9 protein-coding genes are annotated in these 9309 nt (G+C 69.8%); 4 read left to right on the top strand and 5 right to left on the bottom strand.

The features are described 5' to 3' along the window. The 4 genes from AC30N0_RS05600 to AC30N0_RS05585 form a co-directional block, all read right to left on the bottom strand. A partial coding sequence (locus tag AC30N0_RS05600) for a TRAP transporter substrate-binding protein (protein ID WP_489516941.1) occupies nt 1-825 on the bottom strand: 825 nt, incomplete at its 3' end. Continuing rightward, on the bottom strand, nt 822-1712 hold the full coding sequence (locus AC30N0_RS05595) for a putative hydro-lyase (RefSeq protein ID WP_489516940.1): 891 nt from the start codon (nt 1710-1712) through the stop codon (nt 822-824). The genes AC30N0_RS05595 and AC30N0_RS05600, both read right to left, overlap by 4 nt. 55 nt (nt 1713-1767) lie before the next feature. Then, complete coding sequence (locus tag AC30N0_RS05590; RefSeq protein WP_489516939.1) at nt 1768-2673, bottom strand: LysR family transcriptional regulator; 906 nt, start codon at nt 2671-2673, stop codon at nt 1768-1770. Next, nucleotides 2670-3329 (bottom strand): aspartate/glutamate racemase family protein, encoded by a 660-nt coding sequence (locus AC30N0_RS05585; RefSeq protein ID WP_489516938.1) that lies wholly within the window; start codon nt 3327-3329, stop codon nt 2670-2672. The genes AC30N0_RS05590 and AC30N0_RS05585 overlap by 4 nt, the downstream gene beginning before the upstream one ends. Nucleotides 3330-3428: 99 nt before the next feature. Between AC30N0_RS05585 and AC30N0_RS05580 the strand changes: the two genes are divergently transcribed. From AC30N0_RS05580 to AC30N0_RS05565, 4 genes are all read left to right on the top strand, one after another. Beyond that, nucleotides 3429-4424, top strand: a complete 996-nt coding sequence (locus AC30N0_RS05580; protein ID WP_489516937.1) for a TRAP transporter substrate-binding protein — start codon at nt 3429-3431, stop codon at nt 4422-4424. A gap of 29 nt (nt 4425-4453) precedes the next feature. Next, a complete protein-coding gene (locus AC30N0_RS05575) occupies nt 4454-4963 on the top strand; it encodes a TRAP transporter small permease (protein ID WP_489516936.1) in 510 nt (169 codons plus the stop codon). 3 nt (nt 4964-4966) lie between these two features. Then, nucleotides 4967-6268, top strand: coding sequence for a TRAP transporter large permease (locus AC30N0_RS05570; RefSeq protein ID WP_489516935.1), 1302 nt, complete (start codon nt 4967-4969; stop codon nt 6266-6268). Between the two features lie 161 nt (nt 6269-6429). Next, nucleotides 6430-9009: a GspE/PulE family protein gene (locus AC30N0_RS05565; RefSeq protein WP_489516934.1), complete on the top strand. Its 2580-nt coding sequence runs from the start codon at nt 6430-6432 to the stop codon at nt 9007-9009. A gap of 112 nt (nt 9010-9121) precedes the next feature. On the opposite strand, the gene AC30N0_RS05560 is transcribed toward AC30N0_RS05565, so the two are convergent. After that, nucleotides 9122-9309 (bottom strand): hypothetical protein (locus AC30N0_RS05560; RefSeq protein ID WP_489516933.1); only part of this gene is annotated, 188 nt, incomplete at its 5' end.

Here is a 9309-nt window from a genome sequence, read left to right as displayed (position 1 = left end):
GGTCTCGGCGCCGTCCCAGACCGCCTTCTCGAGGCCCTTGATCTCGGTCTCGATGACGGCACGCACCTTGGGGTCGTACGCCTGCCACGACTTGGCGTTGGCGGCGTAGGCGATCTGGCCCCACGACAGCGGCATCGCCAGCAGATGGGTGGTGACCTCGTTCCACTTGGCGGCATTGCCGGAGAGCGTGCCGGTGATGGCGCAATCGACCGTCTTGTTCTGCAGCGCCGGCACGACCTCGCCGAAGGCCAGGGTGACCGGCGTCCCGCCGAGCGCCTGGATCAGCTCCGACTGCGAACGGCCGCCGACCCGGACCTTGCGGCCCTTGACGTCGGCCAGGCCCTTGAGCTCGCTGTTGCAGTAGAGCACCTGGGCCGGGTAGGTGCCGAAGCCGAGCAGCTCGACGCCGAACTTCTCCTTGTAGAGCTTGGCGTACACCGGCCGCAGCGAGTCGGTCACCCGACGCGCCGTGGCCACGTCGGGCAGCAGGCCGGCCATGTCGAGCATCTCGTTGGCCGGGTCGTCGGCAGCGAGGTAGGCGATCACGGTGGCGCCGATCTCCATCACGCCCTGGCCCATCAGGCGCAGGACCTCGGGGCCCTTCAGGCCCATCTCGTTGAAGCCCTTGACCTCGGCCGTGATCGCGCCGCCGGACTTTTCGCCCAGCGTCTTGGTCCAGAACGGGACCTCGAACTCCTTGTACTGCGGCAGGCTCGAGATCGAGCCGACGACCTGCAGCTTCGTCGCCGGCAGGGCCTGCGCCTGCGCCGTCTGCAGCGTGAAGGAGGCGCAGAGCGCGCCGAGTGCCAGGGGCCAGGATGTCATCGTCTTCTCCGGTTATCGAAGTGGTGGGGGGTCGCCCCGCCCGCCGGCACGCCGGCGAGCTGGTCGTTGCGGATGTCGGTGACGAGCATCGCGCCGGGCGCGTGGGTGATGCAGAAATCGGGCCGGGCCGCGGCGATCGCCGCCTGCGGCGTGACGCCGCAGGCCCAGAACACGGGCAGCTCGTCGGTTCGCAGCTCGACGGCGTCGCCGTAATCCGGGGCGGCGAGGTCGGTGATGCCGATCAAGGCCGGATCGCCGAGATGCATCGGTGCGCCGTGCACCGCCGGGAAGCGCGCCGTGATCTCGACGGCACGGATCGCGTCGGCGGCGCGCAGCGGCCGCATCGACATCACCATCGGGCCGTGGAACGGACCGGCCGGCACGGTGGCGACGTTGGTCCGGTACATGGCGACGTTGCGGCCGAGCTCGACGTGGCGCAGCGGCACGCCTTCGGCGCGCAGGGCCCATTCGAACGAGAACGAGCAGCCGATGACGAAGGCGACAAGGTCGTCGCGCCAGAGATCGCCGATCTCCGTGGGCTCGCCGACGAGCTCGCCGCCGCTCCAGACGCGGTAGCGCGGCAGGTCGGTGCGCACGTCGATGTCCTCGCCGAGCTCGGGGAGGGTCGGGTCGCCGGGCCGACCCACCGCCAGCAGCGGGCACGGGCGCGGGTTGAGCCGGCAGTAGCGCAGGAAGTCGGCGGCGAGCGACTCCGGGAGGATGACGAGGTTGCCCTGCACCAGGTCGTCGGCCAGGCCGCTGGTATGCGTCACCCACTCGCCGCGGCGGATCGGCGCCCGGGCCGCGGTGCCGCGCCGCGCCGCGTCGCTGTCGATCGGGGCGATCGGTCGAACGCCGGCCTGGCTCGTCGCTGCTGCTGCACTCATGGGGCACCGATTCTGGAGGGCGGCCCGGCGTTGCCGCAAGCAGCTTGTTTCTTTCTCACCTCATCGATTTTTTCGATGCCGCCCGGCCGACGCCGAGGCGCTGGCAGACGCTGTCGACCAGGGCCTGCTGCGCCAGCGAGGTCGGGTCGAGGCGCCAGCTCAGGTGGATCGGCAGGGCCGGCAGGGCGGTGTCGACGAGCAGCGCCTTCAGCGGCACCCGCCGGGCCAGGCGGTCGACGACGGCGCGCGGCAGGGTCGCGACGCCAAGGCCTTCCTCGACGAGCTCGGCCATGGCGCTGATCGACGAGATGCTGTGCACCCGGGCGTGCTCGAAACCGGCCCGGCGGAGCAGGTCGAGCAAGGCGAGCTGCGGCTGCGAGCCGCGCTGGAAGGTGAGCAGACCGGCGGCGACGAGGTCGCCGAGCGCGTAGCGTCGGCGCCGGTGCAGTCCGGCATGGCCGGCGAAGGCCATGTCCATCGCCGGCAGGGCCTGCGATCGCAGCTCGCCGCCGCTCGCCGGCAAGGCGGCGACCGCGAGGTCGAGCGTGCCGCGGCGGAGCTGGTCGACGAGGATGGGCGAAGTCTCGACGGTCAGCTCGAGCGCCAGGCCCGGCTCCTGCGTGCGCATGTCGCGCAGCCAGTCGATGAGCCAGGAGTGGACGACCGATTCGATCGCGCCAATGCGCAGGGTCACGGGCTGGCTGCCGCTCGAGCCCATCTCGGCCTTGATGTCCCTCTGCAGGGCGAGCAGCTTCTCGGCATGGAGGAAGAAGCGGGCGCCGGCGCCCGTGACACGGAACTGGCGGTCGCGGCGGTCGAGGAGCAGCGTGCCGAGCTCGGCTTCCAGCGAGGCGACGCGGCTCGACATGGCCGACTGCGTCAGGTGCAGCTTCTCGGCCGCGCGGGTCATGCTGCGCAGCGTAACGACCCAGTAGAAAGCCTCGACGAAGCGGAGGTTCATGGCGGCAGCGAAGGAAGGCCCAGGCGCTCGCGCAGGAACGAGGGCAGCCCGTGCACCGGGCGGCCCGTGGCGCGCGCGACCGCTTCTGCGTACGGCGGCAGGTTGGTGCACTCGAGGACGACGCAGTCGATGCCGGGGCGCCGGGCGATCAGGCGCATCGCGGCTGCCACGGCGTCGGCCTCGGCGCGACCGCGGTCCAGCTCCGGCAGGTCGTCGAGCAAGGTCCGCTGCAGGTGACAGCCGGCGGCGAGGCCTTCGATCGGGAGGTTCTCCGCGGCCCCGGCCGCGCGCAGGTGCGCGCTGCCTAGCGCCTCGCCGTCGACGGTCAGGATGCCCGGGCAGCGCAGCTCGGGCAGCTTGAGCAGGCTCGACGTCCACACCGGCACGGGGAGCGCCGCCTGCAGCTCGCGCTGGAACAGGACGAGGAAGCCGCAGCTGGTGGTGAGGGCGGTGGCGCCGTCGCGGACCAGCGCGTGCCCGGCGACGATGAACGGTGCAAGCAGGGACGGGTCGGGCTCCTGCACCACGCGGCGAGGCGTGGCCCCGGCGACGGTCCGGTACAGCACCGGTCCGGGCAGGGTCGCGGGGTGGCCGATGTCGCCGGGCAGGCGCGGGAAGCGCGTCTCCAGCATCAGGACCCCGAGGCAGCCACTCATGCACCCGCCGTCCGCCGGACGTGATCGGGCAATGCCCGATGCGCCGGCACCGGGGCACGGTCTATGCTTTTGCCTTCCACCGCTTTCCCGGAGTGCTCCATGGTGTCGATCGCTCGCTTTCCATCCCTCGTGCTCCGAGCCGCGCTCGCCTGCGCGCTCGGCGCTGCCGCCTTCGCGGTCACGGCGCAGACCAAGTGGGACCTGCCCGCCGCGTATCCGGCGAACAATTTTCATACCGAGAACCTAGTCCAGTTCGCCAACGACGTCGACAAGGCGACCGGCGGCAAGCTGAAGATCACCGTGCACGCCAACGCCGCGCTGTTCAAGGCACCGGAGATCAAGCGGGCGGTGCAGGGCGGCCAGGCGCAGATCGGCGAGGTGCTCCTCGTCAACTTCCAGAACGAATGGCAGCTGTTCGGCATCGACGGCCTGCCCTTCCTCGCCGACAGCTACGCGCAGTCGATGAAGCTGTACAAGGCCAGCCGGCCCGCCCTCGAGAAGAAGCTCGCCGAGCAGGGGATGATGCTGCTCTACACCGTGGCCTGGCCGCCGCAGGGCATCTACGTCAAGAAGCCGATCAATTCGGCCGCCGACCTGAAGGGCGTCAAGTGGCGCGCCTACAGCCCGGCGACGGCGCGCATCGCCGAGCTGGTCGGCGCCCAGCCGGTCACGGTGCAGGCGGCCGAGCTGTCGCAGGCCATGGCCACCGGCGTCGTCGAGAGCTACATGTCGTCGGGTTCGACCGGCTACGACAGCAAGACCTACGAGCACATCAAGTACTGGTACGACACCCAGGCCTGGCTGCCGAAGAACGCGGTGCTCGTCAACAAGGCGGCCTTCGACGCGCTCGACGCGCCCACCAAGGCGGCCCTGCTCAAGGCCGGCGCCGACGCCGAGGCGCGCGGCTGGGCCTTGTCGCAGCAGAAGAACGGCGAGTACATCGAGCTGCTGAAGAAGAACGGCATGAACATCGTCGCGCCGTCGCCGCAGCTGACCGCCGACATGAAGAAGGTCGGCGAGGTGATGCTGAAGGAATGGCTGGACAAGGCCGGGCCCGAAGGCCAGGCGGTGGTGGACGCCTACAGAAAGATGTGATGGCGGCGACGGCGCCCGCCCGATCCGGCTTGGGGCGCGCGCTCGACGCGCTCTACGACGCCAGCGCCGGGCTCGGCGCGGTCGCCATGGTCCTGCTGCTGGCGATGGTCCTGCTGTCCATCGTCAGCCGCCAGCTCGGCTTCAACGTCCCGGGCGTCGACGCCTACGCCGGCTACATGATGGCGGCGGCCGGCTTCCTGGCCATGGCGCACACGCTGAAGCGGGGCGAGCACATCCGGGTCACGCTCCTGCTCGGGGCATTGAAGGGCAAGGCGCGGCACGGGCTCGAGGTCTGGGCCCTGCTCGCGGCGTCGTTGCTGGCAGCGCTGTTGGCGATCTACAGCTGCAAGCTGGCCTGGCAGTCGTACACCTTCCACGACATCTCGACCGGCAACGACGCAACCCCGCTCTGGCTGCCGCAGCTGTCGATGGCAATCGGTGCGGTCGTCCTGGCGATCGCCTTCGTCGACGAGCTCGTGCTCGAGCTGCGCGGCGAGCGCATCGTCGTGCAGAGCGACGAAGCCTCGCGCAACGAGTAACGCATGAACGACATCGCCGTCACCGCCCTGCTCATCGGGTCGCTGTTCCTGATCCTCGGCAGCGGCGTCTGGATCGGGCTCACGCTCTCGGGCGTGGCCTGGATCGGCATGCAGCTCTTCAGCTCGCGGCCGGCGGGCGACGCGATGGCCGTGACGATCTGGGGCTCGGCCTCGAGCTGGACCCTCACCGCCTTGCCGCTCTTCATCTGGATGGGCGAGATCCTGTTCCGGACCCGGCTCTCGCAGGACATGTTCCGCGGCCTCGCGCCCTGGATGCAGCGGCTGCCGGGGCGGCTGCTGCACACCAACGTCGTCGGCTGCGCGATCTTCGCCGCAGTGTCCGGCTCGAGCGCGGCCACCTGCGCGACGATCGGCAAGATGAGCCTGCCCGAGCTCGCCAAGCGCGGCTACCCGGAGATGATGTCGATCGGGTCGCTCGCCGGCGCCGGCACGCTCGGCCTGCTCATCCCGCCTTCGATCATCATGATCGTCTACGGCGTCACGGCCGATGTCTCGATCTCGCAGCTCTTCATCGCCGGCGTGATCCCGGGCTTCCTGCTGGCGGCGATCTTCTCGCTCTACATCGCTGCCTGGTCGCTGAAGAACGCACACCTGATCCCGCCCGCCGACGCGCCGATGAGCTTCGCCGAGAAGCTGCGCGAATCGAGGAGCCTCATACCGGTGCTGGTGCTCATCCTCGCGGTGCTCGGATCGATCTACGCAGGCATCGCCACCGCCACGGAAGCGGCGGCCATCGGCGTCATCGGCGCGCTCCTCATCTCCCTGGCCCAGGGGACGATGACGTGGGCGACATTCCGGGAGTCGCTCATGGGCGGCACGCGCCTCTACTGCATGATCGCCCTGATCCTCGCCGGCGCCGCCTTCCTGACCCTCAGCAAGGGCTACATCGGCCTGCCGCGCCACCTCGCCGAGTGGATCGCGACGCTGGGCCTCACGAAGTTCGAGCTGGTCGTCGCCCTCACTGCGTTCTCCATCCTGCTCGGCTGCTTCCTCGACGGCATCTCGATGGTCGTGCTGACCATGGGCGTCATCATGCCGACGGTGCACAAGGCCGGCATCGACCCGCTCTGGTTCGGCATCTTCATCGTCATCGTCGTCGAGATGGCGCAGGTCACGCCGCCGGTCGGCTTCAACCTCTTCGTCATGCAGGGAATGACCAAGCGCGAGATCGGCACCATCGCCCGCGCCGCCTTCCCGTTCTTCCTGCTGATGGTGCTCATGGTCGTGCTGCTCTACGTGTTCCCGCAGATCGTGACCTTCCTGCCCGAGCAGATGCGGCGCTAGCAATCGCCCTGCGGGGCCGGCCCGGGCCGGGGGAACTGGGCCGCACAAGCCCTCCTGTTCCGGTCATCGCCCGCGTGGCGGCCGATCATCATCGAGGGCCCTTCGAAGCCGGGTCGGCTCGTCCGCGACGGACGAGGCCCGCTTTCGAGGCGGAGGACCGCATGGCAGATCTATCCACTCCACTCAGTTGGGACCGGCCCGCCCGCGCGACCGCGAACCCGCCCGCGCCGCCCTCCCCGGCCGAGGCCCGGACCTCGATCCGGGACAAGGCGAGCCGCGACGTCTTCATGTGGCCGACGCCGCCCTACGCGAGCTACCCGTCGCCGACCGAGCAGACCGAGACGCTGCCCTGCGAGATCCTCACGCGTTCCTCCCGGAAAGCCCTTTCCGCGCGCCTGACCTTCTTCGTCCCGGAGACGGGCGTCGCGCACGTGCAGATGCCGCCGGCGCGGACGACGCTGCCGCTGCGCTTCGACGAGTTCATCGCCCTGACCCTGACCACGCCGCTGCTGCCGCTGCCCCTGCCCCTGACCGACCCGCACGCCGACCTCCTGCGCCAGCGCGACAGCAATCCGTACAAGGTGCGGCTGCGCGACGGCGTCGATCTCGAGGGCCTGACGGTGGGTCACGTCGAGACCGAGATCGGCCTGTTTCTCTTTCCGCCCTGCGATGCGGACGGCAGCGTGCGCCGGATGTTCGTGCCGAAGAGCGCCTTCGTGGAGTTCGAGATCGGCCGCCACATCGGCGAGCTGCTGATCGACGAGCACCACGCGACCTTCGACCAGGTCACCGAGGCGATGGGGCTGCAGGAGGAGCTGCGCACCCAGAAGATCGGCGACATCCTCGTCACCTCGCAGATCGTCTCCCCCGATCAGCTCCTCGAGGCCATCGAACGCCAGCACAAGATGCCGATGGTGCGCATCGGCGAGGCGCTGATGTCGCTCGGCCTCGTCGACGAGGGGCAGCTGCAGGGCGCGCTACAGCAGCAGCAGCTCGACCGCAGCGTTCCGCTCGGCGAGGTGCTCGTGCGGATGAACGTCGTCTCGCGCGACGACCTGCAGACCGCCCTGGCCCGCAAGATGGGCTACCCGCTCGTCAACCTAGACGCCTTCCCGGCCGAACCCGAGGCGCTGCGCAAGCTCAACTATGCCGTCGCCTCGCGCCTGCGCGTGATGCCGCTCCTGATCCGCGACGGCCGCCTGGTCGTCGCTCTCGACGACCCGTCGCGCCGGGCCGCGCTCGACGAAGTCGAGTTCAGCGCCGACATGAAGGTGGTGCCGGTGCTCGCCCGCGGCATGGCCATGGAAGCTGCGCTGCACGCCGCCTACGAGAGGCTCGGCTCGGCCGTGAGCCGCAAGGCGGAGGATCTCGGCGCACCGATCCAGTTCGACCTGACGCCACTGCCCAGCACGACCGATCAGCTCGTCGAGACCCTCGAGAAGGAGGGCCTCGAGCGAAGCCGCGGTGCGCAGGACATCGAGCAGCCGATCGAGCAGAGCGACAACTCGCTCGTCCGCCTGATCAACAACATGGTGATCGAAGCGCACAAGGACGGCGTCTCCGACATCCACATCGAGAGCTACCCGGGCAAGGAGAAGATCCGGGTCCGCTTCCGCAAGGACGGCATCCTGCGCACCTACCTCGAGCTGCCGTCGAACTACCGCAACGCGATCATCGCCCGCGTCAAGATCATGTGCGACCTCGACATCTCCGAGCGCAGGAAGCCGCAGGACGGCAAGATCAACTTCGCCAAGTTCTCGCCGCAGCACAAGATCGAGCTGCGCGTCGCGACCATTCCCACCAACGGCGGCCTCGAGGACGTCGTCCTGCGCCTGCTCGCCTCGGCGCGGCCGATTCCCGTCGACAGCCTGGGCCTCTCGGAAGCGAACCTCAAGGCGCTGCTGACCGCCGTCGAGCGACCCTACGGCATGGTCCTCTGCGTCGGCCCCACCGGCTCGGGCAAGACGACGACGCTGCACTCCGCGCTCAGCCACATCAACGTGCCGGAGCGCAAGATCTGGACCGCCGAGGACCCGGTCGAGATCACCCAGCCCGGCCTGCGCCAGGTGCAGATCAACCCGCGCATCGAGTGGACCTTCGCCAAGGCGCTGCGCGCCTTCATGCGTGCCGACCCGGACGTCATCATGCTCGGCGAGATCCGCGACGAGGAGACCGCCAAGATGGCGGTCGAGGCGTCCCTCACCGGTCACCTCGTGCTGTCCACGCTCCACACGAACAGCGCGCCGGAGACGGTGACGCGCCTGCTCGACATGGGCATGGATCCGTTCAACTTCGCCGACTCGCTGCTCGCGGTGCTCGCGCAGCGGCTGGTGCGCCGCAACTGCAAGGCCTGCCAGACGAGCCGCCCGGTGACGCACGACGAGATCGAGGAGCTGCTCGGCGACTACATGGCCGCGTTCGGCGCGGAGCCGCCGGTGTCGCGTGGCGACGTGCTCGCCGGCTGGACAAAACGGAACTCGAAGGACGGCCGGCTGCTGATGCACCAGAGCAGCGGCTGCGAGAAGTGCGACCAGACCGGCTTCAAGGGCCGGGCCGGCGTGCACGAGCTGATGGTCGTCTCGCGCGACCTGCGCCGCCTGATCCAGAACGGCGCCCGCGCCGAGGAACTGCAGGCGGCGGCGATGAAGGACGGCATGCGCACGCTGCGCCAGGACGGCATCGACAAGGTCCTCGCCGGCCAGTCGACCATCGAGGAAGTGAGAGCGACGAGTAACGCCTGACGCTTCGCGACAGGCGTTGCTCGTCGCGGCGACTCGACGCTTTTGCTCCCTCCCCGCTTCGCTCCCCTCCCACCGAGAGGGAGGGGCCGGCCCCGCTGGGGCCGCATTCAGATCAGCGCAGGACGAAGAAAAGCGTGACGGCCACGACGGCAGCGGCAAGCGCCCAGCCGAGCGTACCGGCCGGCGCGGGGCGCCGTGCGGCGGGTACCGCGCCGCTCGCGCGCGCGGTCGGGGGCGACGCCGCTGCAACGTCGGCCGACATGCCGGGACGCACCGTCGCCTCGAAGGCCTTGAAGAAGT

The organism is Rhizobacter sp. (genome assembly GCF_031412495.1).
In the GTDB taxonomy this organism is placed as follows: Bacteria; Pseudomonadota; Gammaproteobacteria; order Burkholderiales; family Burkholderiaceae_C; genus Schlegelella_A.
Note: the sequence above shows the minus strand (reverse complement) of the source record. Positions and strands in the feature narration are given on the sequence as shown.

Excerpts from the sequence above, each read along its gene's own strand:
- AC30N0_RS05595 (WP_489516940.1), bottom strand. The coding sequence starts at position 1,712 with ATGAGTGCAGCAGCAGCGACGAGCCAGGCCGGCGTTCGACCGATCGCC.
- AC30N0_RS05590 (WP_489516939.1), bottom strand. The coding sequence starts at position 2,673 with ATGAACCTCCGCTTCGTCGAGGCTTTCTACTGGGTCGTTACGCTGCGC.
- AC30N0_RS05585 (WP_489516938.1), bottom strand. The coding sequence starts at position 3,329 with ATGAGTGGCTGCCTCGGGGTCCTGATGCTGGAGACGCGCTTCCCGCGC.
- AC30N0_RS05565 (WP_489516934.1), top strand. The coding sequence starts at position 6,430 with ATGGCAGATCTATCCACTCCACTCAGTTGGGACCGGCCCGCCCGCGCG.
- AC30N0_RS05580 (WP_489516937.1), top strand. The coding sequence starts at position 3,429 with ATGGTGTCGATCGCTCGCTTTCCATCCCTCGTGCTCCGAGCCGCGCTC.
- AC30N0_RS05570 (WP_489516935.1), top strand. The coding sequence starts at position 4,967 with ATGAACGACATCGCCGTCACCGCCCTGCTCATCGGGTCGCTGTTCCTG.